General features: G+C 44.8%; 23 protein-coding genes, 2 tRNA genes and 1 other RNA gene. 11 read left to right on the top strand and 15 right to left on the bottom strand.

Annotation, left to right across the window (positions count from 1 at the left end; genetic code table 11):
- The first annotated feature begins 34 nt into the window (after positions 1 to 34).
- Genes accA through OXI21_RS06630 form a run of 5 tightly spaced genes read left to right on the top strand, consistent with a single transcriptional unit; the run spans position 35 to position 5,038 of the window.
- Positions 35 to 994: an acetyl-CoA carboxylase carboxyl transferase subunit alpha gene (gene accA / locus OXI21_RS06650; protein WP_279618775.1), complete on the top strand. Its 960-nt coding sequence runs from the start codon at positions 35 to 37 to the stop codon at positions 992 to 994.
- Positions 995 to 1,012: 18 nt separating this feature from the next.
- Complete coding sequence (locus OXI21_RS06645; protein ID WP_279618774.1) at positions 1,013 to 1,894, top strand: ATP-binding protein; 882 nt, start codon at positions 1,013 to 1,015, stop codon at positions 1,892 to 1,894.
- A 13-nt stretch (positions 1,895 to 1,907) separates the two neighbouring features.
- A complete protein-coding gene (locus OXI21_RS06640) occupies positions 1,908 to 2,930 on the top strand; it encodes an SIS domain-containing protein (RefSeq protein ID WP_279618773.1) in 1,023 nt (340 codons plus the stop codon).
- 20 nt (positions 2,931 to 2,950) lie between these two features.
- On the top strand, positions 2,951 to 4,099 hold the full coding sequence (nagA, locus tag OXI21_RS06635) for an N-acetylglucosamine-6-phosphate deacetylase (RefSeq protein WP_279618772.1): 1,149 nt from the start codon (positions 2,951 to 2,953) through the stop codon (positions 4,097 to 4,099).
- Positions 4,100 to 4,132: 33 nt separating this feature from the next.
- On the top strand, positions 4,133 to 5,038 hold the full coding sequence (locus tag OXI21_RS06630) for an AEC family transporter (protein WP_279618771.1): 906 nt from the start codon (positions 4,133 to 4,135) through the stop codon (positions 5,036 to 5,038).
- 111 nt (positions 5,039 to 5,149) lie between these two features.
- On the opposite strand, the gene ttcA is transcribed toward OXI21_RS06630, so the two are convergent.
- From ttcA to fur, 15 genes are all read right to left on the bottom strand, one after another.
- On the bottom strand, positions 5,150 to 6,118 hold the full coding sequence (gene ttcA, locus OXI21_RS06625; protein WP_279618770.1) for a tRNA 2-thiocytidine(32) synthetase TtcA: 969 nt from the start codon (positions 6,116 to 6,118) through the stop codon (positions 5,150 to 5,152).
- A gap of 92 nt (positions 6,119 to 6,210) precedes the next feature.
- Entirely contained in the window at positions 6,211 to 6,552 is a 342-nt protein-coding gene (locus OXI21_RS06620; protein WP_279618769.1) for a histidine triad nucleotide-binding protein, read from the bottom strand.
- Between the two features lie 10 nt (positions 6,553 to 6,562).
- Entirely contained in the window at positions 6,563 to 7,156 is a 594-nt protein-coding gene (gene recR, locus OXI21_RS06615; protein ID WP_279618768.1) for a recombination mediator RecR, read from the bottom strand.
- Positions 7,157 to 7,267: 111 nt separating this feature from the next.
- The gene (locus OXI21_RS06610) at positions 7,268 to 7,597 is read right to left on the bottom strand and encodes a YbaB/EbfC family nucleoid-associated protein (protein ID WP_279618767.1); all 330 of its coding nucleotides are present in this window, start codon (positions 7,595 to 7,597) and stop codon (positions 7,268 to 7,270) included.
- 100 nt (positions 7,598 to 7,697) lie between these two features.
- On the bottom strand, positions 7,698 to 9,689 hold the full coding sequence (gene dnaX / locus OXI21_RS06605; protein ID WP_279618766.1) for a DNA polymerase III subunit gamma/tau: 1,992 nt from the start codon (positions 9,687 to 9,689) through the stop codon (positions 7,698 to 7,700).
- A 39-nt stretch (positions 9,690 to 9,728) separates the two neighbouring features.
- Positions 9,729 to 9,825, bottom strand: an RNA gene (ffs, locus tag OXI21_RS06600) — signal recognition particle sRNA small type.
- 36 nt (positions 9,826 to 9,861) lie between these two features.
- A tRNA-Cys gene (locus tag OXI21_RS06595) sits at positions 9,862 to 9,935 on the bottom strand.
- 6 nt (positions 9,936 to 9,941) lie between these two features.
- A tRNA-Gly gene (locus tag OXI21_RS06590) sits at positions 9,942 to 10,017 on the bottom strand.
- A gap of 69 nt (positions 10,018 to 10,086) precedes the next feature.
- On the bottom strand, positions 10,087 to 10,380 hold the full coding sequence (locus OXI21_RS06585; RefSeq protein ID WP_279618765.1) for an STAS domain-containing protein: 294 nt from the start codon (positions 10,378 to 10,380) through the stop codon (positions 10,087 to 10,089).
- A gap of 120 nt (positions 10,381 to 10,500) precedes the next feature.
- Positions 10,501 to 11,115, bottom strand: coding sequence for an ABC transporter substrate-binding protein (locus tag OXI21_RS06580; protein ID WP_279618764.1), 615 nt, complete (start codon positions 11,113 to 11,115; stop codon positions 10,501 to 10,503).
- Positions 11,116 to 11,160: 45 nt separating this feature from the next.
- A complete protein-coding gene (murB, locus tag OXI21_RS06575; RefSeq protein WP_279618763.1) occupies positions 11,161 to 12,165 on the bottom strand; it encodes a UDP-N-acetylmuramate dehydrogenase in 1,005 nt (334 codons plus the stop codon).
- Positions 12,166 to 12,285: 120 nt separating this feature from the next.
- Positions 12,286 to 14,205, bottom strand: a complete 1,920-nt coding sequence (locus OXI21_RS06570; protein WP_279618762.1) for a peptidylprolyl isomerase — start codon at positions 14,203 to 14,205, stop codon at positions 12,286 to 12,288.
- Between the two features lie 80 nt (positions 14,206 to 14,285).
- A complete protein-coding gene (locus OXI21_RS06565) occupies positions 14,286 to 17,030 on the bottom strand; it encodes a DUF349 domain-containing protein (protein WP_279618761.1) in 2,745 nt (914 codons plus the stop codon).
- Between the two features lie 18 nt (positions 17,031 to 17,048).
- A complete protein-coding gene (locus OXI21_RS06560; RefSeq protein WP_279618760.1) occupies positions 17,049 to 18,644 on the bottom strand; it encodes a hypothetical protein in 1,596 nt (531 codons plus the stop codon).
- Positions 18,626 to 19,051, bottom strand: coding sequence for a ferric iron uptake transcriptional regulator (gene fur / locus OXI21_RS06555; RefSeq protein ID WP_279618759.1), 426 nt, complete (start codon positions 19,049 to 19,051; stop codon positions 18,626 to 18,628). Before fur ends, OXI21_RS06560 begins: the two co-directional genes overlap by 19 nt.
- 222 nt (positions 19,052 to 19,273) lie before the next feature.
- Here fur and OXI21_RS06550 point away from each other — a divergent pair, with 222 nt between their 5' ends.
- From OXI21_RS06550 to OXI21_RS06525, 6 genes are all read left to right on the top strand, one after another.
- The gene (locus OXI21_RS06550) at positions 19,274 to 20,320 is read left to right on the top strand and encodes a class 1 fructose-bisphosphatase (RefSeq protein ID WP_279618758.1); all 1,047 of its coding nucleotides are present in this window, start codon (positions 19,274 to 19,276) and stop codon (positions 20,318 to 20,320) included.
- Between the two features lie 207 nt (positions 20,321 to 20,527).
- Positions 20,528 to 21,097: an elongation factor P gene (gene efp / locus OXI21_RS06545; protein WP_279618757.1), complete on the top strand. Its 570-nt coding sequence runs from the start codon at positions 20,528 to 20,530 to the stop codon at positions 21,095 to 21,097.
- Between the two features lie 24 nt (positions 21,098 to 21,121).
- Positions 21,122 to 21,730, top strand: a complete 609-nt coding sequence (petA, locus tag OXI21_RS06540) for a ubiquinol-cytochrome c reductase iron-sulfur subunit (protein ID WP_279618756.1) — start codon at positions 21,122 to 21,124, stop codon at positions 21,728 to 21,730.
- The gene (locus OXI21_RS06535) at positions 21,730 to 23,004 is read left to right on the top strand and encodes a cytochrome bc complex cytochrome b subunit (RefSeq protein WP_279618755.1); all 1,275 of its coding nucleotides are present in this window, start codon (positions 21,730 to 21,732) and stop codon (positions 23,002 to 23,004) included. The genes petA and OXI21_RS06535 overlap by 1 nt, the downstream gene beginning before the upstream one ends.
- Positions 23,001 to 23,798 carry a cytochrome c1 gene (locus OXI21_RS06530; protein ID WP_279618754.1) on the top strand — a complete coding sequence of 266 codons (798 nt, stop codon included), beginning with the start codon at positions 23,001 to 23,003 and terminating at the stop codon, positions 23,796 to 23,798. The genes OXI21_RS06535 and OXI21_RS06530 overlap by 4 nt, the downstream gene beginning before the upstream one ends.
- Positions 23,799 to 23,879: 81 nt before the next feature.
- The gene (locus OXI21_RS06525; protein ID WP_279618753.1) at positions 23,880 to 24,488 is read left to right on the top strand and encodes a glutathione S-transferase N-terminal domain-containing protein; all 609 of its coding nucleotides are present in this window, start codon (positions 23,880 to 23,882) and stop codon (positions 24,486 to 24,488) included.
- Positions 24,489 to 24,549 lie beyond the last annotated feature (61 nt).

The raw sequence follows: 24,549 nt of genomic DNA, 5'->3' as shown, positions 1-24,549 counted from the left end.
GATTATCGAAATCAAATTATTGAGGAGTAATGATTTGAATACCAATTACTTAGACTTTGAAGCTCCCATCTCAGAACTTGAGACGAAGATTAATGAGCTTGTCAATTGGGCTGAAGGGACAGACATTGATGTCGCGGATAAGCTAAAAGATCTTGAGGACAAACTCGATGCTGAAATTGATGGCATCTTCTCAAAACTTAGCTCGTGGCAGGTTGCGCAACTCGCGCGTCACCCACTTCGTCCTTACACGCTCGATTATATCGATCTAATCTTTGACGATTTCCAAGAGCTCCACGGCGATCGCCACTATGCTGATGACCATGCAATTGTGGGCGGTCTTGCTCGAATTGATGGACAGCCGGTCATGGTGATTGGTCATCAGAAAGGGCGCGATACCAAAGAGAAAATTAAACGTAACTTTGGTATGCCCCGTCCTGAAGGGTATCGTAAAGCACTTCGCTTAATGAAATTAGCTGAGCGCTTTAACGTGCCGATCATTACCTTTATCGACACCCCCGGTGCTTATCCTGGAATCGGCGCAGAAGAGCGTGGCCAAAGTGAAGCGATTGCACGTAACTTACTGGAGATGAGCACCATTAAAGTGCCGATTATCTGTACGGTTGCGGGCGAAGGTGGATCAGGCGGTGCGCTTGCGATCGCGGTTGGCGATAAAGTGATGATGCTCCAATATTCGATCTACTCAGTCATCTCACCGGAAGGCTGTGCCTCAATTCTTTGGAAAAGCGCTGAGAAAAATAAGGAAGCCGCTGAAGCGATGGGCGTTACCGCTGATCGCAACAAAGAATTTGGCCTCATCGACGATATTATCGAAGAGCCGAAAGGCGGCGCTCACAGAGCTCCTGAAGAGATGGCAGCGTCGATTAAGGCGAAAATTTTAGAGCATCTTGAAAGCCTTAAAGCGCTCTCCAATGAAGAGCGCATTGAAGCGCGTTATAATAAATTGATGAGCCTTGGTCAATTTGAAGAAAAATAAGGATTAGCCTCTCAACCTATGGACAAGATCATTCCTTTTTTAGAACGCTTAACTGCGGTATTAGAGCGGATCGAACCGCTGCTTCCCCCGTCACCGAAATCCTGTGATTTCTCCAAACATTCCGCGTTTCGGTGGGTGCGTTCTCATCTTGGTCCATACGGTTATCTTGAGGGGATTGATAATCCAACCCAAATCGACTTTGCCGCCATTCGGTGCTCCGAACGGCAAATCGGCATTATTAAAGCCAATACCCTTCAATTTCTTGAGGGGTATCCGGCCAATAACGTTCTGCTTACCGGCTCAAAAGGTACGGGAAAATCATCGCTAGTAAAGGCTTGTTTAACGGAATACCAAGATCGAGGACTTAAGCTCATTGAGATCGATTCTGATGATCTTCCTGCCCTACCGTCCCTCTTTAAGCAGATCGAAAACCAACCCTATAAATTCATTATTTTTTGTGATGACCTCTCCTTTGAGGATAATGACCCCTCTTATAAGTCGCTAAAAGCGATTTTGGACGGCTCTCTTATCAGTCCATCACACAATGTTTTGATCTACGCCACCTCCAATCGTCGCCATCTTCTGCCTGAATATATGCACGATAATGCGAAAGGCGATGAGATTCATACCGTCGAAGCGATCGAAGAGAAAATTTCGCTCTCTGAGCGCTTTGGGCTCTGGCTCTCGTTCTATCCCTTTTCACAAAAAGAGTATTTAGAGATCGTTCAGAGCTGGCTTACTCGCTATGCACCCGATTTCGATTACGATGAAGAGGTGAAACGCAAAGCCCTACAATTTTCATTACAGCGCGGTTCTCGCAGTGGCCGAGTGGCGGAACAATTTGTCCGTAATCATATTGGCGAAAAAAAATTAGAATCAATGCTTAAAAAGGATCAATAAAAGGAATACGAATATGTCAACATTCATGGCAAAAGAGATTAAAGAAATTCCCAATGTCATTGAAGCGCAACATGAAGCAAACGCGCCTCAACTGATCGAGCTTTCAGAATACCTAAAAAAAACCGATCCTTGGCATATCGTAACCCTCGGACGTGGTAGCTCTTTTAACGCGTCAAACTATGCAAAATATATCTTTGAAGAGAGTCTTGGTGTACCGGTGACCGTAGCGGCGCCCTCTCTTGCGTCTATTTACGATAAAGGGTTAAAACTTAAAAATTCACTCCTAATCGTTACCTCCCAATCGGGAAAAAGCCCAGATCTTATCAAGTTTTTACAAAAAATTCGTGCGGGCGGCACTAAAGCGGTCGGCATCATTAACGACACCGATTCACCACTAGCGAAAGAATGTGATTTTTTACTTGGCATTAATGCAGGGGAAGAAAAGAGCGTTGCCGCAACGAAAAGTTATATCGGTAGTCTCTCCGCCTTTGCCTCGATTTTAGCGACCTGGAGTGAAAATAACGAGCTCGCAGAAGCCCTCCTAAATCTCCCCGCTTACCTCGATCAAACCCTACAGATGACCGACTGGCCTTATTTTATTGAAAGCCTGCAAGATTGTGTTGAGACCTTCTCTATTGGCCGTGGCGTCGGATTAAGTTCAGCCCTTGAATCGGCCCTTAAACTGAAAGAGACCTGCCAAATCCACGCAGAAGGCATTTCAGCCACCGAGATCTTCCACGGATCGGTTTCACTTTTAAAAGAGAACTACCCGGTCATTAGTTTTGTTGGAAATGATGAATCTCGCGCTTCAAGCCTTGAGATTAACAAAAAACTCACGAGCTACGGCGCAAACGTGTTAGCGTTCGACACAAAAGGGAAATCTGACAATACGCTCGTACTCCCTGAAGTTCACCCCATTTTACAACCGCTTGTCCATATGACGGCCTACTATAAGCTCGTCGAAGAGCTCTCACTTCATCGCGGATTTAATCCTGATACTCCGCCAAATCTTAAAAAAGTGACCGAAACGCTCTAACATTCGATTACAATTAGATTATGATTAATTACGAACTGATTCACGCGCCTTCCCTCTTTGATGGGGAGGCGTTTTTGTTGGAGCAAACGCTCCTCATTAACCGAGATAATGACCTCATTGAGGCGATCTTTGATACTCAAAATAGAGAAGATCGTAAGACGCTTAGTACGCTTTCGCCTAATATCCCTCAAAGCACCATTACGGGAATACTCACACCGGGATTTATTGATCTTCAGGTCAATGGCGGCGGCGGAATTTTGTTTAATGATGAGCCAACGCTTGACGGGTTAAAAACGATTTTAAACGCCCACCTCTCGATTGGAACCCATGCCCTGCTTCCGACCTTGATTACGCCTACCGATGAGGTGATTATGCAGGCACTCGATACCATTGAAGCGGGGATTAAGGTCAATCTCAATGGACTTCTCGGGATTCATTTAGAGGGCCCGATGATCAATCCTTTGCGAAAAGGCATTCATAAAGAAGAAAACATTCATATTCCCAGTAAAGCGGTGTTAACGCGCCTAATTGAAGCAAACGGTCGCTTTGGGCATATCCTCATTACCCTTGCGCCTGAAACTGTGCCGATAGCGCTCATTAAACGTCTTACCGATGCAGGGATTACCGTATTTGCCGGCCACACAAAAGCCGATCCTGATACGCTGAACGCCGCTAAATTATCGGGATTATCCGGATTTACCCATCTTTATAATGCCATGCCGCCGATGGAATCGAGAAATCCCGGAACACTTGGATTTGCAATCACTGATGAAACTTCGTATGCTTCAATTATCCATGATGGATATCACATTGATCCCATTATGGTAAAACTTGCAATTGAGGCGAAGCCCGATGGCAAGCTCTTTTTAATTACCGATGCGATGGCAACCACCGGTAGCGACCTAAAAAAATTTATTCTCGATGGAAAAGAGATCTACTATAATAAGGGTCGCTTGGTTGATCATAACGGCACACTTGCGGGCGCTCATCTTTCTCTTGCCACCGCCGTTATTAACACTCATCAACTTGGGTATTCATTAGAGAAGAGCATTAAGATGGCATCGCTCTACCCAGCTATGGCGATCCAGAACACTCACTACGGTAAAATTAAAAAAGGATACCGTGCAGCGTTTAATCGCTATGATGAGGGGCAATTCTTCCCGCTGTAACGGTTAATCGGTGTTCCGGTAAAAGCAAAACAGATGGAAGGTATTTTTCTCATTGTTGTCTGCCTGCTCGCAGGTAAAATTCTCACGTTCTATGTTCGCTCGCGGCAAGACTTTATTGCATCGCTTAATTTGGTGGCGATTCGCATTGCTCTGCCTGCGCTGATTCTCGATAAAATTCATAGCCAACCCTTTACCATGGACGCGATTTTACCGATTGCCGCGCCTTGGATTCTCTTTTTGTTTGTGATTGCACTCGTCTATCTCATCAATTTAATCATTCCGATGAGTAAAACGGTGATTGGCTGTCTAATTTTAATGGTAGGAACGGGCAATACCTCCTTTGTCGGCTTCCCGCTCATTACCGCACTGATGGGCGATCAATTCCTCGAATATGCGATTTTTTACGATCAATCCAACTTTATTTTACTCTTTACCGTTGGCGCCTTTGTGGCCGATCTTTATACCGGAAAATCTTTAAGCCTTAAAGAGAATATGAAGGGATTACTACGCTTCACCCCAATTCAAGCACTTATCATTGCCTTTATTTTAAAAGGATTTAGCATTCCCTACGCGCCCGTTGTCCAGCATACCTTAGAGACCTTTAGCGCGCTTCTCACCCCGCTAACGATGATTAGTGTTGGCGCAAGTTTACGCCTTCCCAGTCAATGGGGATTACTCAAACCCCTTGCGGTTGGCCTTGTCGCTAAACTGATTATTCTTCCTGCAATTGCCCTCGCGCTTTTAACCGGTATTTATCAATCGAATATTCACGAGGTTAACCTCATTATTGTGCTGCAAACTGGGATGGCACCGATGGTATTAGCGACGATTATTGCCATGGAGAAAAATTTAGAACCCGAGCTTTCCAACCTCTTAACCGCGATCGGAATTCCCATCTCCTTTCTCACCGTTGCCGGCTGGTATCTTCTCTTGGCGTAAATGTAAGTCGCCGCACTCAAACAGCTCTATTTTATTCAACCCATTAAAAAAGCCCGATGGTGAGCCTATTACAGAACACTCAATCGGGCTTTTGATGATTAATGATAAGCCTTAAAACCAACCTTTCTCTCTTACATCACTCTCATCAAGCTCATCCCCCTCATCGTCATCATGTACTGATGCCGTTAGCGACGCTGTACCTGGATAAAACTGAATGGTCTGCTGTGCACTCTGATAAGGCGCTCTGCCACCCAAATTACCGGCCGATTGATTGCCCACATCGTCCGATTTCACATATTGATCGGAGGTTGTGAACTGGTCAAAATCAAAGAGCGAACGATCTGCTAATTGTGAGAGTTTTACATTTTGAATGGAGCGGAAAATCTGATCAATCCGCCCTGGAAATTGCACTTCCCACTCGGCAAGCATCTTTTTAACTTCCTGACGCTGTAACCCCTCTTGCGAGCCGCATAAATTACAGGGGATTATCGGAAATTCTTTCAGCGCAGAATATTTAATAATGTCTTTTTCGGCACAATAGGCGAGCGGACGAATTAAAATATTCTCGCCATCGTCGCTTTTTAATTTCGGCGGCATCGCTTTTAATGTACCCCCAAAAAACATATTCATAAAGAGCGTTTCAACAATATCATCGCGATGATGCCCGAGCGCAATTTTGGTAAATCCATGCTCTTTCGCATAGGTATAGAGCGCACCGCGACGAAGACGAGAACAGAGACTGCACATCGTCTTCCCTTCAGGAATAATGCTCGTTACCACCGAATAGGTATCCTGCTCAATAATATGATAATCAACGCCCAAACTCTGCAGATATGTAGGCAAAACCTCTTCTGGAAATCCGGGCTGTTTTTGGTCTAAATTGACCGCGGTAAGGGTGAAATTAACCGGCGCTTTCTTTTGGAGTTGTAAAAGAAGATCGAGCAAGGTATAGGAATCTTTTCCCCCTGAGAGGCAGACCATGATGCGGTCGCCCTCTTCGATCATTTGATAATCCATAATGGCCGTACCGACTTGACGGCGGAGGCGTTTTTGTAATTTGCGTTCTGAAACGGATGCCATAAACTTCTACTAAATTCTCATAATGTCTGTAAAAAAAGAAACCTCTCCCACGTTGGTGAGAAAGGTTTTTAGAGGGTTTATAACGCTAAAAACTAACCCGGAGGCCAGCTCAGCGCACGCCCTGCAAGAAAATGCATATGAATGTGATAGACCGTCTGCCCACCATCTTCATTGCAGTTAAACACTAAGCGATAACCATTGTCGGCTACGCCCAGTTTTTTCGCGATTTTTTGCGCGGCTAAAAAGAGTTTTCCCATCAATTCGGCATCATCTGCTTCAATATGATTGATGGTTGCAATCTCTTTTTTAGGAATAATTAATACGTGGATCGGCGCTTGGGGCGCAAGATCGTTAAACGCCAAGACATCCTCATCTTCATACACGATATCGGCGGGAATCTCTTTGCGCACGATTTTACCAAAAATTGTACTCATCTTCGTCCTCCTAAAATTTCTGCCTTGCATTGAAGGCGTGGGATAATGTCCCTCCATCTAGGTATTCTAACTCACCTCCGAGCGGAACACCATGCGCGATTCGCGTCACTTTAACGCCATACGGTTCAGCCAGTTCATCAATATAATAGGCTGTTGCTTCCCCTTCAACCGTCGAGTTGGTTGCTAAAATAAGCTCGGTAACATCGCCAGTTTTAAGGTGATCTTCTAAAAGTGATAATCCAAGCTCTTCAGGCCCAATTCCATCAAGGGGCGATAACCGTCCGTAGAGCACAAAATAACGCCCTTTATAGGCCACACTTTGTGAGAGCGCAAAGACATCGCTTGGGTTTTCAACCACACAGATCTGCCCGTTTTGGCGTTTTTCATCCAAACAATGGGCACAGACCGGCTGATCCGTTAAATTACGACACACCGTACATTTGGTGATAGTTTCAAGCGCAAGTCCGATCGACGCTTGCAATTTTCGCGCGCCTTCTGGATTGCGATCTAACAGATAGAGCGCCATTCGCATAGCACTTTTTTGCCCAACTCCAGGCAATACGCGAAGCGCATCAATTAAAGTTTGTAAGGTTTTTGGAAACACGTTTCGATGATCTTTTTACACGATGGTGAGAGCAAAAGAGGGTTATTTAAGTCAAAAACGCACCAATTTTTGCTCAAAATTGATGCATTTAATCTCAAATCAATCGACCAATTATAGGCCAGGAATTTTCATTCCAGGAGGAAGATTTAAACCGCCTGTCACTTCTGACATCTGCGCTTCCGCCGTTGCTTCAACTTTACGAAGCGCATCATTAAACGCCGCACCTAGAAGGTCTTCAAGCATCTCTTTATCATCTTCAAAGAGTGAGTCATCGATGCGAATTGAGCGCACCACGTGACGACAGCTCATCTCGATTTTAACTAATCCTGCCCCTGCTTCCCCTTCAACAAAAACTTCCGCTAAAGCTTCACGCGCTTTCTCTAAGTCGCGTTGCATTTTTTGCGCTTTTTGCATCATTCCAGCGATACCGCCTTTAAACATAATGATCTCCTTAACTGATTGATCGTTGAACGATGAATAAATTGTATCTCATCTAAAAATAATCAAAAATTATGAACGTCTTAGTGTAGCGTAAAACACCCTACTCCGTCACCTTAATTGTCTTCTCAAACAGCTTTCCTTGACACTCATCGACAATGTAGCGCACGATCGGATCCCGTGAAAAAGCCTCTTTCACTTCCTCATATTTCTCAGCATTAATTCGGTCGGTTCGCTCATAGAGCGTCTCTTCCTCAAGCTCACTGGCATGCTTAACATACTCAAGCTCACAGCGAACTTTTTCACCCAAATAATTGGAAATCGCCATACTGAGACGCATTCCCGCCTCATTGACGTTAAACACGCGATCCTGTTCCGCACGCTGTAATTTTAATACGCCATTTTCAAAATGCTCAAATGCAAGCGTCGAGGCAATCCCGCGCAATACGCTCTCAAGCTGTAATTCACTCACCATCTGAAGCCATGCATCATTATTAGTCAGCATCGCACTGGTGATAGTTTTTGGGGATTCGCTCGAAATCTCTTCATTTGATGGAGCTTCATCGATTGACTCTTCAGAGGATTCTTCGATGGTTTCGGAAGTTTCGACGATTACCTCGTCTTCCTTGCTGGATTCATCTTCCTTTGGCACATCAATTTTTTCTGGCTCAATCCATGAATCTTGAACCGCTTCTTGCTGATCATAAGATTCCACCGGAGGCAGATCCCAAGACGGTACATTATCAGTATTATCTACATTCTCAAGAGCCGTCTCTTCAAGACGCTTCATTGGGTCGGAAAGCTCTGCCGCAAATTGCTCAATCTCCGCTTTTTTGCGAGGCGTTAAGGGTACCGGTGCGTTTTTTTGTATAGGACTGGGAGCATCTTCAATAACCTCAATATTTTGAGATGGCTGAGATGAATCACTCGATGGCGCGATCGGCGTTACTTTTTTTTTTGCGCTTTCAGCCGAATCAGCCTTTGCTTGCACCGCTTTCATATGACGCTCAGAGAGCGGCGAGAAAAGCAGCATACGGAGCAATGTCATTTCAAAGCCTAAACCGGCATTTGGATGCAGATGAAGATCACGACGTCCGTGAAGCGCAACTTGATAAAAGAGCTGTAAATCTTCTGCACTAAATTGGTCTTTAAGCGCGAGATAGAGCTCACGATCTTCAATATCGTACGCCATCATATCGGGGTTAATTTGCAATAAGGTTAACCGATGGAATGCCGTAATTAGATCCTCTAAGAGAGCATGATAATCAAGTCCAAACGCTTCCAATCTCTGCGAAACGGCTAAAACCTCGTTTGTATTGCGAGTTGCCAATGCGTTTAACAGATGATTGATATGCTGATCATCAATTAATCCGAGCATATCGCGAATCGCAGCCACGGTAATGTTTGAATTAGTATAGGCAATCGCTTGATCAAGAATCGAGAGTGCATCGCGCATACTTCCCTCACCCGCTTGCGCAATTAGCGTCACCGCTTGGGGCTCAAAAGCCACATCTTCCGCTTTTAGGATGAGGGTTAGTTGTTTTTCAATGGTGGGAACATCGATCTTTTTAAGTTGCAGACGCAGACAGCGCGATAATACCGTAACCGGCAATTTCTGTGGATCAGTGGTTGCGAGCAGGAATTTAACGTGTGCAGGGGGCTCTTCCAACGTTTTAAGTAGCGCATTAAAGCTACTATTGGAGAGCATGTGCACCTCGTCAATGAGATAGATTTTATAACGGCCGCGCGTTGGCGCATATTGAACATTATCAAGAATTTCACGCGTGTCTTCGACTTTTGTACGGGACGCTGCGTCAATCTCGATTAGATCAACAAAATTGCCTTGATCGACTTCCTGACAAATCGAGCATTCGCCGCAAGGTTCTGATGACACGCCGCGTTCACAGTTGAGTGATTTCGCAAAAATACGCGCAAGCGTAGTCTTCCCGACGCCGCGGGTTCCCGTAAATAAAAATGCGTGATGGAGGCGATTATTATCGAGGCCGTTGGTAAGTGCTTTAACTACGTGAGGTTGGCCGACTACTTCATGAAAATCGCGAGGACGCCACTTAAGGGCTAAGACTTGATGTGTCATGATAATTCCAATTTATATTTCCCCAAAAATGGTGATGACCCATATCAGCCGACCCTAGACACACAAACCTCTTGCTAGTGCTGCTTCCTTCCGGACCTGACACGGTTCACAATAGTTTATTGCCAGGAAACCAATATAGGTCACCATAGAAATATAACTAACACAATTTAAATGGAGGCTGGAGCCAGAATCGAACTGGCGTCTACGGATTTGCAATCCGCTGCATAACCATTTTGCTATCCAGCCAATATTTGGAGCGGGAAACGAGACTCGAACTCGCGACCCCAACCTTGGCAAGGTTGTGCTCTACCAACTGAGCTATTCCCGCGTAATTGAATGAGAGTTATTATATATTCTTTTTCGATTTCGTCAAGATTGTGACGGATCTTTAAGCAATTTATTTTAAATTTTCGTCAAAAAAGTAGCTTTCTACTTGATACATATGGAGTAATCGCATTAATCGATCCGTCGCCGCTTCAAGCTGAATTTCAGGATAATCACGCTTCCATTCAATTAAAAGCGCCACAAGCGCACTATCGCAATCATCAATGCCAGAAAGATCGAGCGTCACAGGCGCTTCCTGTGAAAATTTAGGCGCAATGTCACGCTCAAGTGCCGGAATGGTCTCTTTGGTAAATACCCCTGATAACGCATATCGGCCCTGCCCGTTTGCCACACAATGCTCACTCATACTGCTCTCCGCTTAATCTTTGCTTTAATGACACTCAACCGATTCAAAATTGAGAAGCCCTATCAATAACCATAACCGCTTCAGGACTTCTCAATCTTTTATCAAATACAACCGATGACGCTATTTACCACTATTTTTTGATTTAATGGTTTTGATCATGCCGTCGATGCCTTGCGATGCCACAAGCTCACGAATCTCTGAGCGATAGCTTGTCACAATGCTCACCCCTTCAACGCTCACATCATAGACCATCCAACGCCCTTTTTGATCTTTAATCATCGCATAATTGATCGCAACAGGCTCTTTACCTTTGGAAACGATCTCAGAACGCACCGTTAAATCATCGCGAGACGCCGCACCACGTGGAAGCGGTAACATATTGATCTTCTCGTCGGTATAATCGAGCAACACACCGGCATAGGCATTAATTAAGAGTCTTTTAAACTCGGTGGTAAATTCCGTACGCTGCGCCGGCGTTGCATTTCGCCATGAACGGCCCATGACCCACTGTGAAATGGTCTCAAAATCAAATCGAGGTACTAAGATCTTTTCAACCAGATCAAAGACCTTCTCAGGATTTTTTTCTAACGTCGCTTTGTTTTGCTTTAACGCTGAAATCATCTCATCTGAGGTCGCACGAATGACGCCATCGGGTGTTTCTGCAGCTTGCGCAACGCTAAATGCAAAGAGACACGCAAGCATCATGAAGAATTTTTGGAAAGATTTTAAACGCACAATGATGCTCCTTTTTTAAAATTTACCCGCTAAGTATACTGGGATTTATCGAATTATTAAAGGTTCCGCCTCAAGACGGACGCCAAATCGAGCCTCCACCGCATCGGCAACCTTCTCAGAGAACTGATAGAGCGCCTCGCCGGTTGCATTACCGTGATTGACTAAAATGAGCGCCTGCTTCTCATACATGCCGGCATCACCTTCGCGCGCACCTTTAAAGCCCGCAAGATCGATCAATTGCCCTGCTGCAAGCTTAATCCGGTCATCGGCCGTTTTATAATGAACTAAATCCGGTTCGTGAGTTAATAAAAGACGCCACGTTGAGTTTGAAATAATCGGGTTTTTGAAAAAGCTCCCCGCATTACCAATCACTTTCGGATCGGGCAATTTTGATCTCCGAATCGCAATCACTGCGCTATAGATGGTAAAAGGCGTTCGCTCCTCAATGCCTTCTGCTTCAAGATAACGCTGAACCACCGGATAACGAATCTCAACCACTTTGGATTTTTTAAGATTAAACACAACGCTCGTGATGAGATATTGGCCACGATTGATCTTAAAAAGACTATCTCGATAACTAAACTCACACTGCTCGCGGGGAAACTCAACCTCATGATATTCCGTTAAATCAAAGGCCTTCACCGTTTCAATAAATTCGCCCACCTCATAGCCGTACGCCCCGATATTTTGCACAGGAGAGGCGCCCACAGTGCCAGGAATAAGCGCTAACGGCTCGAGTCCGTGCCAGCCTTTTTTAAGCGCATAGGTCACCCATTCATGCCAATTTTCACCGCCCATCACCTCAACTTGCACCGTCTCATCGGTTTCATTTAATAGATGAATCCCTTTTAACCGATTGTGCAGAACGGTGCCGTCAATATCGCGACACAACAGTAGATTACTGCCGCCACCAAGCACAAAAAGGGGGTTAGGAAGCGCTTCAAGCTTAGCGAGTTCATCGAGTTCACTCAGCGGCGCAAAATGTTCTGCAAACGCTTCCACGCCCATAGTATTAAATGATTTGAGGGAATACTGTTTCTCAATTTTCATATCTGATCACTTCTATTTTGGAAATTGAATTAAATCTATTTTAACTCATAAAAAGAAAGGCTAGACAATGATCTAGCCCTCTTTTTAAATATCGATTGTACGGCTCATTGAGCACGCGTCTTACTGCATAAATGGATTGGCAAGACGTTTAACTTTACTGCGTGATTTGAAATCTTCAAAGATTGCATTGAGCTCATAATTGGCTTGATCGTTTTGCAACAATCCACGCTTTTCTTGACGCTCAATCGCTGAATAATCATCGATACTACCCGCTTTAAAGGCTTTCACATTCACAAGCGCTATGCCTTCTGCCCCATCATGAAGCATCATATAGGGCGCAACCGGTTGCTCGTAGTAACTTGCCATTAACGCTTCAAATGCAATGGAGTTAAGCGCACTTGGATCCATATAACGTGCCACTAAATCATTAAGTACAAAGAAGTCATAACCCTGCTCTTTCGCGTACGTTTCAAGATTAACCGCGCCGCTTTCGGCCTTATCTTTTAATTGATCGAGCTCGATTGCCATCGCCATACGTAACTTATTGCGTTTAATCACTTCAGTCAGAAGCGGTTTTGCTTCATCAAGCGTCATCGCGTGGTTTGCGTCAAATTCGATCACTTTGACTAACGCCCCTTCATTTTCACCGGGCGCAAAAGGTGCACTCACCACAGGAGTATTGGCTAAATCAAGGTAGGCAACCGATGAATAAAACTCATCATTTTCAAGCACGCCCTCTTTTTGATCAAGTGACAGCCAATCGGTAGTAATTACCTCAGCGCCAAGCTCACTTGCGATCGACTCAAGATCATCACGATAGATTTCTGCAAGCTTTTCAAATTTCTCTTGTGCCGCATAATAAAGGTCAGCAACCAGGGGTTCAGCGAGCTGATTGCGAACCATTGATGTTACATCAATGCCGCTACCCATTACATTTTTAACGCCAGTCAGTGAGAGCATATAAACGCCGGTGTCCGTTGCAAATGGTTTTGAGAGAGGGGCATTCAAATCAAGGTCAAATAGAACCGCGTCAAATGCCGCATCACCAATCGCGCCAAGCTTAATGGTCTCTTTTGCAACGAGATGACCGTTCACCGCTTTCACCGCGTCCGATTCCGCTGCCTTTTCAAAACTTAACTCTCCTGATGCGATCTCATCATACACACTATTAAGTGCACTAAGCGCCGCCTCTTTTTCAGCGTCACTCGTTGCTGCAATTTCAATGCGATCAAAGGTACGGGTTTCGAGCTGAGCAATGCCTTGTTTAATCGCCTCATCACTAATCTCTACCTGATCAAGATAATCATCGGCTTTGATATGGATGTATGCAAGTTTCACACGGTTATCGGTAATTAGCTCAGATTTTTTAAGCTCATAAAGTTGCTCAATCTCTTCAAGCGTAACAGGATTACGCTCCCCTTTAAATTGATCGTAATTGATGGTCACTAACTCAAAACTTCCCGTAGCATTTTCAATCGCCGCAAGTTCAGCTAGACGTGAATCACCACTCACCGCACCGAGCGCTAAATAACGCACGAGCTTTTGATTGGTAAGATCGGAGCGCACACTATTTTCAAATTGCGCTGCAACGGTTCCCGTCTGTCTTAAATAATCTTCATAACGCGCTTTATCAAATTGACCGGTTTCGCCATCACGAAAAAACTCGATCGAGCGGATCGCATTCGCCACTTCCGCATCGGTGGTGACAATTTGGTATCTATCTGCCAATTGCGCCGCAAGCACACGCGATTCAACAATCGTATAGGCTTGCTCTTTTAAAAGGCGACGATCTTCGTCCGTTAAATCTTCTTGGTTTTTATTGATATATTGCGCAAAATCACCGGTACGAATCATCTCGGTATAGATCTCATCGACCGACTGAACCGCAACTTTATGACCATTCACTTCCGCAACATAACGGGAACTACCCCCGCCACCAAACAGATTCGCACCCCCAAATCCTAAGAAGGAGACACCAATCCCTATAAAGAGAATCTTTGCGAACCAACTCGTTGAGTGATTTCGAATAAATTGCATCATAATTAACGAACTCTTCCTTTTAACGTTTCGACCATAAAGAGGCAAATATAGTAACGAAAGTTACCGCGCTTGACTATCAATTAATCAAAAAAGCGCTGCCATAACTTTGGCTCCAGCTCACCCACTATTTTTTCAAACCAATCATTATACAGCATCTCTAGCTGCTTATTAATAGGCCTTTTTACACGCCCCATCATTTCATCGGGCAACCGTTCTAATTGATACTGAATGCGGAGCGCTCGATCCTCTTCCGGCGTTTCACGCGAGATTAAAATATCGTGCACCACCGCAAGTTTCCGCGCCTCATTATCCCGCGCCTCATAAAGAGTTTGTAGATATAAACGCGCCGCGTCATTGCCTTTTTCAATCTCAGCTAAACACTCATAGCGTTTTAACAGCGGGCGTTCAGTCGGTTTTGGCATCTCTGCAAGTGAAAACGCCTCCCCTTTAACTGCACACTCTTCAAGAATGCCGAGTGCTTTAGCGATAGCAATACTCTTTTCTAACTTGGCATCTTTTAAACTATTTTCGATACGTAGGCGCGCTTCAAACAATTGATCTTTAATCCCGTGGAGCTCTGCCATCAATTGGCGATGATCTTGCTTGGCAACAACGCCCGCTTCATCCCACGCTTCTTGAAAATGATCCATTTTCGCTTCAAAACCAGCGAGATTATCCCCATTCAGCTCATTAAGATAAGCAGACATTTCCGCTAATACAGCTCGTTTTTTATCAGCATTTTGCGAGCGTTTTTCATCAGAAGCGGAGCGATAGGATTGCTCATGGGCGTAGAGCGTTTCTGTGACTTCTTTATAGGACTTCATCAAACGGCGATGATCACGATAACGGAGCACGAGTTTCGGCTTAAACTCCTGCTTCATAATTTTAAAATCTGCAAGAATACTATCAATATCCGCCTGCTCATCTTGCATCTCAGCCGCCAAGCCTTTGAGCTCTTCAATCAGCGCATAAAGACGGGTGATCTCAGTTTGTTGTGCATTTCGAATCGCTTTATTAAGTGGTGCTAAAATACCTTGCATTTCACGCTCGAGCATGCGTTTATCACGGGGTAAAAAGAGTGGTGCGCCAAAACTAATCCGCTCGCCGGTTGAATATTGATTGAGATATTGATTCCACTGCTCTAAAAATTGCGTACGTAGCGGTTGAATCGCTCCCCAATTGGGATTATTCCAATCAATCTGGTCAATATTTTGCTGAAATAGTGATAGTATTTCACGGGCTTCATTGAGATAGAAACGGCGATACTCTTGATTCTTGTCGCGCTCTTTTTCAACGCTGGCAAACGCTTTTTCGCACGCCGCATCAAAACGCTCACGCAATTGTTTGGCCATTTGACGATTATTTCGCGCGGCCTCATCCCAACTTAAGCGGAGCTGTTTTAATTGATCGACGATATAGGCATTATTCTCTTCATCTGCAAGCGCTTCCGCTTTATCGCACAGTTTTTGTAGGGCATTTTCAGCCCCCCAACGAGCCCATTTACGCATCTCATAGAGCTTTTTCTTCAAGGTTCCGAGCTCTCTAAAAAGATGCTGATGAACCGCTTGAGGCAGTGCCGCCCCTTTCTCATTTAATAGGGTTTCAGCCTCTTTAACGCAACTTCCCGCCGCCTGTGTTACGCCCTCTTCAATGGCTTTTCCAAGTTTTTCTAGACTATTGACAACGCTTGCCTCAATCTCAGCGGCGCGCCCTTGTAATTCCTTCCGGCGATGAAGTTCATTTAATAGACGATCCAGCTCCCCATGCGGCTTTTTCGCGATCGCCTCTTTTAGACTGACAATCGTCGATTCAATCTCATGATTTGCGATCTGATAGCGGGATTTAAGCAGTTTTTTAGTGGACTGAATCAATCCGCGGTATTGATTTTCCGCTTTATGAACAGTTTTAAGTGATTTTAAGCGGCTATTTGCCGTATCGAGGCATTTGTTGATCGATTCTGCTACCGCTCTCGAAGCCGTTTCTAATCGCCCCGATAGCGTCTCAATAAGCGCCGTCAATTCATCTTCTGTCTGCGCTTCACTTAGCGCGGTTTCACACGATTCGATCAGCGTTTGCATTTTTTGATACTGCTCACTAAATTCACGATAACGGGCAAGATAAACCTCACGATAGCGATCACGCTCTTTTTGCTCAGGAAGCGCTTCAGCAGTCCATTGACTATCAATTTCACTTAGTTTATTCAGCGCCGCAAGTGGCTCACTTTCTGATAAAAGACGATAGGCATCGATGAGCCTTTCCGCCTGCGCTTCCTTCGCTTTAATCGTTTCAAGCTCGGCAATACGCCCACGAATCAGTTGATGCGCCCGTTTATCATTGTTTTTTAACTCTGCTTGCAGCGTTTTCAACACAGCCAATTCGTCAATTTTCGCCAACGCTCTTTCTGCGAACGGATTTTGCGCTTCAATCAGTCTTACCACATCGTGTGGATGCTCAATTTTCGTAAAGAGATATTCTTGAATCTCGGGAGAATTCACACTTAACAGTAAGGTCGCAAGAGGAAATGAACGCACGCGCACACTTTCAAAGAGTTTTTTAACCGCCGCCAGATCATTATCGTCATTAATCAGGGCCGCCAAACGCGCCATTACATGGGTCTGCCCCTCTTTAGAGCGCTCACCGAGCCAGAGCGAATAGAGCTCATTGAGATCGGTTAGTCGATCAACCGCGGCTCTACGCACCTCGAGTGAGGCATCATAACTGGCAAGCTGTAATAAAATATCATCCGTCAGTCCTTCCTCTAAAATAGCGCGTAAACGACGCGCACTAGAGCGGCTTTTCCAACTAGGTGCGAAAAATCTAAACATGACGTTCTCCTCACGAATTTACCGAGCGTAGGGCTTAACCTCCGAAATTGGGGCTATGACCAAATATCGCCCACGAAAAGGTTGCCAATATTCTATACGCTCTCTTAATTGATCATCAATCTCACTAATATACATAATCATACGCGCATCGGGATTTTCTTCTTTAAATTTTTGATACATCTCAACCGAATGAATCGTGGTAAGCGGCTCAGTTAACCGCCCCACAAAATGAATATGTCCGGGATAATTCCCTAAATGGGCCATCTTAAAGCCTCGAGATTGATACCAAGAAACGCGCTCGCCCGCAGGCTCCAAATCGTAAAAATCTGCCGCTTGGCGCACAATGCCAAAATTGATCGCAAGCGTTAAGGCAACGCTCATCAGCATTAAAGTAAAAACCCGCGTATCATTCGCACTCACAAGCAACGTGACTGAAAAAAGAATGAGCCCTGCCCCCCACCAAACCGAGACATTTTTCGTCCAATCTGGGAGATCAAAAAACTCATGATTCAGCGGAATGAGAATTAACAAAAGACCAATTAGCGCAATGACGAGCACAATAAAAAGGATGTCGCGCCGTTCGTTATAGCCCTGCACATAATGGCGCGCCACAATGAGACAAAGCGCGGGATAGAGCGCAAAGAGTTCCACAAGTGAAGTCGAGCCAAGTAGCATCAACATAACCAGCGTCGAGAAAAACCAGAGATAGCTAAATTTCAATTCAGGATCGTGCGCAACACTTTTCCGAAAGCGGTAGAGTTTTAACCAAAAAACCCACGGAAAGAGCACAGCACCAATATTTAACAGGGTAATATAAAATGGGATTGGTGAATAGATGCCTGAAATAATGCCGCGTCCACCCATAATCGTCCAGAGCGACTGATCCCCCATTAACGCATCACTGACGTTCAGCGCCCAAAGAAAAAAGGGAGTAACGGCGACTAAAATCGAAAGCAGGCCAGCCACATAGATTCGTGCCACTCTCTTTTTGTCCGCCCAAAAAGGTGTAAGGAGCAACATCGGCATCACAAGACAAAGAAAATAGAGACCTGAGGCAAAGAGCCCCGCCATCACTGATAATGCAAAACCAATCCACCAGCGCTCATCATTAAACCGCCAAACGCGGATCAGAAAATTGATCGCAAACACGAGAAAGAAAACGAGCCAAACCTGCGAGATATTCGCCGTTGCAAAGAGCGTCCAAACAAGGCTTCCCACTAAGATGAAGGGCGCATTGCCGCGAACATAGCGTTTATCAGGCCAGAGCTGGTAAGCCGCCCATCCGGTTAAAAAGAGAACGCCAATGCTAAAGATACTCATCACAGCGCGAAGCGAAAATTCACTGGCGCCGGTTAATTGCCAAATTCCCACCTCAATCCACGGCACAAGCGGAAACACGTTCGCTACATACTCGCCATTTAAAATCGGATAGAGATAAAACTTGCTGGCGTAACTCTCCCACGAGACTGCCGCGAGCATCGTTTCTTGATAGGGAATTAAGGGCCGTGAAAACCACGTGACGAAAATAAGGACGAGCCAAATACTCACCCATAATAAGGCATAACGTCGCGTGGTATATTCTTTGCTAAAGAGCCCTACTTGTGATCCCGGCATTCACTACAAAGCCCATAGAGAAAGGTGCGTGAATCGCGTAATTCATAGCCCAAATCTTCAGCGATTTTCTCGAGTTTTTCTTGAATACGATCATGAGAGAACTCATCGATATGACCACAGCTCACACAAATAATATGATCATGCTGATCGCCTTGGTCTAGTTCAAACATCGATTGACCGCCATCGAAAAAATGTCGACGAACGAGCCCTGCTTGTTCAAATTGTGTTAATACACGATAAACCGTTGCAAGCCCGACTTCTTCGCCGGATTGGCTCAGTTGCATGAAGATCTCTTCCGCGGTTAGATGGCAGACGCTGGTTTCTGCCGCTTTCGCCAAAATATCTAAGATTTTTAGGCGTGGCAAAGTTACTTTTAATCCAGCATTTTTCAGTTCTTTAGAACTCATATTTGTTTTATTTTCCACCTTTAAATTCTCACTGATAGTTTACCTATAAAGAGATAGTATATCGGTTACCGCGTCGACATACAAAATCTTCGCTTACGATTCCGCTTTGATCTCAGACGAAATTGACTACGAGCGAGCTACAAAGCGCTTTAATTCAAGAAGAAAAAGCGGTATCATACGGGCAACTAATCTAGAGTGATTCATTTACAATTGGAGAATATCATGGACCATTTTGGCGTAACGCTGTCGCAATTTATCATTGAAGAGCAACGACGTTTCCCAGACGCAACTGGAAATTTCACCCTTCTTATGAATGATATCGCGGTCGCGTGCAAAATGATTGCCGCTGCGGTGAAAAAAGGGCAATTAGCCAATGTTTTAGGAAGTACGGAAGATGAAAACTGTCAAGGCGAAACACAGCAAATCTTGGATGTGATCGCCAACGAACTCTTCATCAAAAACAATATTTGGCGTGGCCACTTGTCGGCAATGGCAAGTGAAGAGATGGAAGATATCTATCCAATTCCAGAGGGCGCGCCACGAGGCAATTACCTCCTTCTTTTCGACCCACTTGATGGCTCGAGCAACATTGATATTAACGGCCCGATCGGCACAATTTTCTCAATTTTACGCTCACCCAATCACAACCCAACGAAAGAAGATTTCTTACAAAAAGGCACCGAACAAGTCTGTGCGGGTTACTGTTTATATGGCTCAGCGACGATGATGGTGATCACGATTGGCCACGGCACTCACGGCTTTACCTTAGAGCCAAGCATGGGCGAATTTATCTTAACGCACCCGAACCTCCAAATCCCTGAGACCACAAGCGAGTATGCGATCAACCAATCGAACCGCAATGTGTGGGAAGCGCCGATGAAAGAGTACGTTGAGATGTGCGACGCCGGTAAAGATGGCCCTCGTGGTAAGAAATTCACTATGCGCTGGGTTGGTGCAATGGTGATGGATATTCATCGTCTTCTCCTTCGCGGCGGACTTTTTGCCTATCCTATGGATGAAAATATTCGTTCACGCGGCGGCCGTTTACGCCTTATGTATGAAGCAAACCCAATGGCGTTCTTAGTCGAGCAAGCCGGCGGTATCGCAAGTACCGGATATGACCGTATTTTAGATATCGACCCAAGCGATCTACACCAGCGCGTTCCTGTGATTATGGGCTCAAAAGAGGAGATGCAAATCATCCTTGAAAAACATGAAGCCTACGCTAAAGAACAAAACTTAGATTTTAATCACACCACGAACGCTTAGTTCCGGTATAATAAGACCTTTTTCGGGTAATTCTTTCTATTGCCGAGCGAATTACCCTTAAAACGCGAATCAAACTTTCCTAATAAAATCAGATTATTTGATTAGAATTGTGTCTAATTAATTTATAATAGGCACAATGCTGAAAGTTTCTTCGAGATACGTTACAATTACAAAAATATTTTTATAGATCTAGGTATTTAATAAATAATGGCAACATATACTACAAATCAATTTAAAAGTGGCTTAAAAATCATGCTCGACGGCGATCCCTGTTCGATCGTTGAAAACGAGATGGTTAAACCAGGCAAAGGGCAAGCATTCAACCGCGTTAAAATTCGCAACCTTAAAACCGGTCGTATTATTGAGCGTACCTTTAAATCAGGCGACTCTGTTGAAGCGGCTGATGTAATGGACGTTGAGATGCAATATCTCTATAACGACGGCGAATTTTGGCATTTCATGAATCCAGAAACCTACGACCAAATCGGCGCAGGCGCTTCTGCGGTTGAAGACGTGAAATTATGGCTCATCGAGCAAGACGTCTGCACAGTAACACTCTGGAACGGCGTTCCAATTTCCGTTACTGCGCCCAACTTTATCGAAATGAAAATTGTTGAAACGGATCCCGGCCTTCGCGGCGATACAGCAGGAACAGGTGGTAAACCAGCGACATTAGAGTCAGGCGCTGTGGTACGCGTTCCGCTTTTCGTGCAACAAGATGAAATTATTAAAGTTGATACTCGCACAGGCGAATATGTATCTCGCGTTAACAAATAATATCGAATGTAATGGAGATAAGAGATGAGTTCTGAGAAGATAGATCTTAAAAAAAGACGCACTCTAACCTACGCAACAACCGCAGTAGGTGCAGTCGGCGCGGCTTTTTTAGTGGGCGGTCCATTTGTAAAATCATGGATGCCTAACGAAAGAGCAAAAAATGCGGGAGCTCCCGTTGAAATTGATATTTCAAAATTAGATGCGGGCGAATTACTCCGCGTTGAGTGGCAAGGTAAGCCAGTATGGGTGTTAAAACGTACTGATGCGATGATGAAAACGGTTGAAGAGATGCCTGCAGCAAACTTAGTTGATGCAGACTCACACACCGCGTCACAACAACCTGATTATGCAACAAACCTCTTCCGTTCACGTGAAGATCGTGCTGATATCCTCGTACTTGTAGGAATCTGTACACACTTAGGTTGCTCACCTACTTATCGTCCAGAAATTGCCCCTCAAGATTTAGGTAAAGAATGGAAAGGTGGATTCTACTGCCCATGTCACGGCTCACGCTTTGACTTAGCGGGTCGCGTATTTAAAAACCTTCCAGCTCCAACGAATCTTGTTGTGCCTGAGTATTATTACAAAACGGACAATCTAATCGTTGTTGGATTAAGCGGAGGAGAAGCATAATGTCAACAAGCAATAAATCTGCAGCTATGCGTCTATGGGATTGGGTTAACGATCGCCTACCGGTGAATCGCGCACTTAAAACCCACATGACTGAATATTACGCACCAAAAAACTTTAACTTCCTCTATATTTTTGGTGTGCTCGCAATGGTCGTTCTTGTCAACCAGATCCTAACCGGTATTTGGCTTGTCATGCACTTCAAACCCGATGGTGCGTTAAGCGCAACGGGTATTCCAATTGCCTACGCATCCCTTGAAACCGCAGTAATGCGGGATACTGCTTGGATGTGGCTAATTCGCTACATGCACGCCGTTGGGGCTTCGATGTTCTTCATCGTTGTTTACATGCACATGTTCAGAGGTCTTATCTACGGTTCACATAGAAAACCCCGTGAGCTTGTTTGGATCTTTGGTATGTTAATTTACCTTGTCCTCATGGCTGAAGCGTTTATGGGATACGTTCTTCCCTACGGTCAGATGTCATTCTGGGGTGCACAGGTAATCATTTCTCTCTTTGGTGCAATTCCTTACATCGGTGACACATTAGTAACCGGTATTCGTGGGGACTTCGTGATTTCAGAAGCAACCTTAAGCCGCTTCTTCGCACTTCACGTCATTGCGCTTCCATTAGTGTTAGTGGGCCTTGTGGTTGCGCACATCTTAGCGCTTCACGAAGTGGGTTCAAATAACCCTGACGGAATCGAAATCAAAGAGCATAAAGATGAAAATGGCATTCCATTAGACGGTATCCCATTCCATCCTTACTACACCGTACACGACACCTTTGCGGTCGGTATCTTCATGATTGTGTTTGCTCTGATTATCTTCTATGCGCCCGACATGTTTGGTCTCTTCTTAGAAAGCCCGAACTTCGAGCCAGCAAACCCACTTGCAACACCGGATCACATTGCACCGGTATGGTACTTCACCCCTTACTACTCAATTCTAAGAGCGGTTCCATCATGGTTCGGTACTCAGATTTGGGGCGTTATCGCGATGGGTGCTTCGATCGCAGTTCTCTTCTTCTTACCTTGGTTAGATAAGAGCCCTGTTAAATCGATTCGCTATAAAGGCACCTTAACGAAAGTTCTCGTGGCTCTCTTTGTTGTTGCGTTCATCATCCTTGGCTACCTTGGTGTGGTTCCTGCAACTGACGCACGTACTTTTGTAGCGCGAATCTGCTCTATCTACTACTTCGCTTTCTTCTTCGGCATGCCTTGGTGGTCGAAAATGGATACCGTTAAACCTGTTCCAGAAAGGGTGACAATGAAATGAGAAAATTAATTACTCTACTATTTAGCTTTGTATGCTTATCGCTCTCCACTGCTTCTGCTAATCCAAATGTGGCAGACATTGGAAAAGTGACCATCGACATGAAAAACAAAGCGTCGCTTCAACAAGGCGCGCAACTTTTCATGGATTACTGTTTAGGTTGTCACTCCGTTGAATTCCAACGCTATAACGTTACAGCACGTGATATCGGAATTGAACTCGATGATCTTAAAAAGAACTATATGCACGTCGGTAGTTACGATGTTCGTGAAGATGAGTTTAATCTTGCGAAAGAGGGTGACTTAATCTATACCGCAATGAGCCGCGTTGATGGTGGAAACTGGTTAGGGACCGCTCCTCCAGATTTATCAACCATCGTTCGTGCAAAAGGCGCAGATTATATCTATCGCTATCTCATGAGCTTCTATGTTGACGAAACTCGCCCTGTAGGCGTAAACAACGTAGCATTTGAAGGCGCAGGTATGCCTCACGTTCTTGCAGAACTTCAAGGAATTTATGCACCGGTAATGGAAACAGTTAAAGCTGACCCTAAATGTAAAGGCGATGACTGTGAAACACTCTCTGTTGTCGTCGGCACTCAAAAGATCAAAGACGGTCTTTTAACCGAAGAAGAGTATAAAGTAGCAGTGAATGACATTACCAACTTCTTAGCGTATGTGTCAGAACCGGCTCAATTACTCCGTGCAAAATATGGTCCTTGGGTGATTGGTTTCTTAATTATCTTTACCCTACTTGCGTATGCTTTAAATCGCGAATACTGGAAAGATGTTAAATAATCCAAACGCCTGATAATCTATTCATTTAAGGAGCGAAAATTGGTTCGCTCCTTAACTTATTTAGTTTAAAAGGAGATCTTAATGTCAACTCGCCGCAATGGCTTTACCCTATATCTTGAAAAGAATTCTTTGGATGCTGATCGTGTTGCGATTACGTTACTTGAGAAAAACATCACCTGTGATCAAGTCGTCGTCGATACGAGCAATCCTCCGGAGGATCTACTTGATGTTAATTCTCAATTAATTCTCCCTACCTTAATTACGCGTGAAGTTGCGCTCTATCACACAGATACCATCTTAGAGTTCTTAGACGAACGCTTTCCCCATCCCCCTCTTCTTCCCAACGACCCCATCAATCGAGCAAAATTCCGCTTAACTCTCCGTAAAATTGTTGATGAATGGTACCCATTAGTGGAAAAACTGATTGGTCGTAAAACGGCGGATACCAAAACAAATAAAGCGATCGGCAATCTACTTGTCGCCCACGCGCCCCTCTTTGAAGAGACCGAATTTTTCCAAAGTGATGAATTTAGCCTAATCGATGCCACCATCGCGCCATTTTTATGGTGGGTTAATCATCTTGAAGTGCCAATTCCAAGCAAAGCGGAAACCACAATGCTCTATAGCGAACGTCTGCTCGATCGCGACTCTGTGAAAGCACTCTTTGACAAAAAAACGCGCCTAAGCTAGCCGTTTGGTCTTAATCCCATTAAAATGGCGACTCTAGAGTGCGTTAATCCCAACCCACTCA

The organism is Ignatzschineria sp. RMDPL8A, assembly GCF_029815055.1.
Lineage (GTDB): Bacteria > Pseudomonadota > Gammaproteobacteria > Cardiobacteriales > Wohlfahrtiimonadaceae > CALZBJ01.
The sequence above is the reverse complement of the archived record's forward strand: the minus strand, read 5'-3'. Positions and strand labels throughout refer to the sequence as shown.

Excerpts from the sequence above, each read along its gene's own strand:
- OXI21_RS06645 (WP_279618774.1), top strand. The coding sequence starts at position 1,013 with ATGGACAAGATCATTCCTTTTTTAGAACGCTTAACTGCGGTATTAGAG.
- OXI21_RS06640 (WP_279618773.1), top strand. The coding sequence starts at position 1,908 with ATGTCAACATTCATGGCAAAAGAGATTAAAGAAATTCCCAATGTCATT.
- nagA (WP_279618772.1), top strand. The coding sequence starts at position 2,951 with ATGATTAATTACGAACTGATTCACGCGCCTTCCCTCTTTGATGGGGAG.
- OXI21_RS06630 (WP_279618771.1), top strand. The coding sequence starts at position 4,133 with ATGGAAGGTATTTTTCTCATTGTTGTCTGCCTGCTCGCAGGTAAAATT.
- ttcA (WP_279618770.1), bottom strand. The coding sequence starts at position 6,118 with ATGGCATCCGTTTCAGAACGCAAATTACAAAAACGCCTCCGCCGTCAA.
- OXI21_RS06620 (WP_279618769.1), bottom strand. The coding sequence starts at position 6,552 with ATGAGTACAATTTTTGGTAAAATCGTGCGCAAAGAGATTCCCGCCGAT.
- OXI21_RS06610 (WP_279618767.1), bottom strand. The coding sequence starts at position 7,597 with ATGTTTAAAGGCGGTATCGCTGGAATGATGCAAAAAGCGCAAAAAATG.
- dnaX (WP_279618766.1), bottom strand. The coding sequence starts at position 9,689 with ATGACACATCAAGTCTTAGCCCTTAAGTGGCGTCCTCGCGATTTTCAT.
- OXI21_RS06585 (WP_279618765.1), bottom strand. The coding sequence starts at position 10,380 with ATGAGTGAGCATTGTGTGGCAAACGGGCAGGGCCGATATGCGTTATCA.
- murB (WP_279618763.1), bottom strand. The coding sequence starts at position 12,165 with ATGAAAATTGAGAAACAGTATTCCCTCAAATCATTTAATACTATGGGC.
- OXI21_RS06570 (WP_279618762.1), bottom strand. The coding sequence starts at position 14,205 with ATGATGCAATTTATTCGAAATCACTCAACGAGTTGGTTCGCAAAGATT.
- OXI21_RS06565 (WP_279618761.1), bottom strand. The coding sequence starts at position 17,030 with ATGTTTAGATTTTTCGCACCTAGTTGGAAAAGCCGCTCTAGTGCGCGT.
- OXI21_RS06560 (WP_279618760.1), bottom strand. The coding sequence starts at position 18,644 with ATGCCGGGATCACAAGTAGGGCTCTTTAGCAAAGAATATACCACGCGA.
- fur (WP_279618759.1), bottom strand. The coding sequence starts at position 19,051 with ATGAGTTCTAAAGAACTGAAAAATGCTGGATTAAAAGTAACTTTGCCA.
- OXI21_RS06550 (WP_279618758.1), top strand. The coding sequence starts at position 19,274 with ATGGACCATTTTGGCGTAACGCTGTCGCAATTTATCATTGAAGAGCAA.
- efp (WP_279618757.1), top strand. The coding sequence starts at position 20,528 with ATGGCAACATATACTACAAATCAATTTAAAAGTGGCTTAAAAATCATG.
- petA (WP_279618756.1), top strand. The coding sequence starts at position 21,122 with ATGAGTTCTGAGAAGATAGATCTTAAAAAAAGACGCACTCTAACCTAC.
- OXI21_RS06535 (WP_279618755.1), top strand. The coding sequence starts at position 21,730 with ATGTCAACAAGCAATAAATCTGCAGCTATGCGTCTATGGGATTGGGTT.
- OXI21_RS06530 (WP_279618754.1), top strand. The coding sequence starts at position 23,001 with ATGAGAAAATTAATTACTCTACTATTTAGCTTTGTATGCTTATCGCTC.
- OXI21_RS06525 (WP_279618753.1), top strand. The coding sequence starts at position 23,880 with ATGTCAACTCGCCGCAATGGCTTTACCCTATATCTTGAAAAGAATTCT.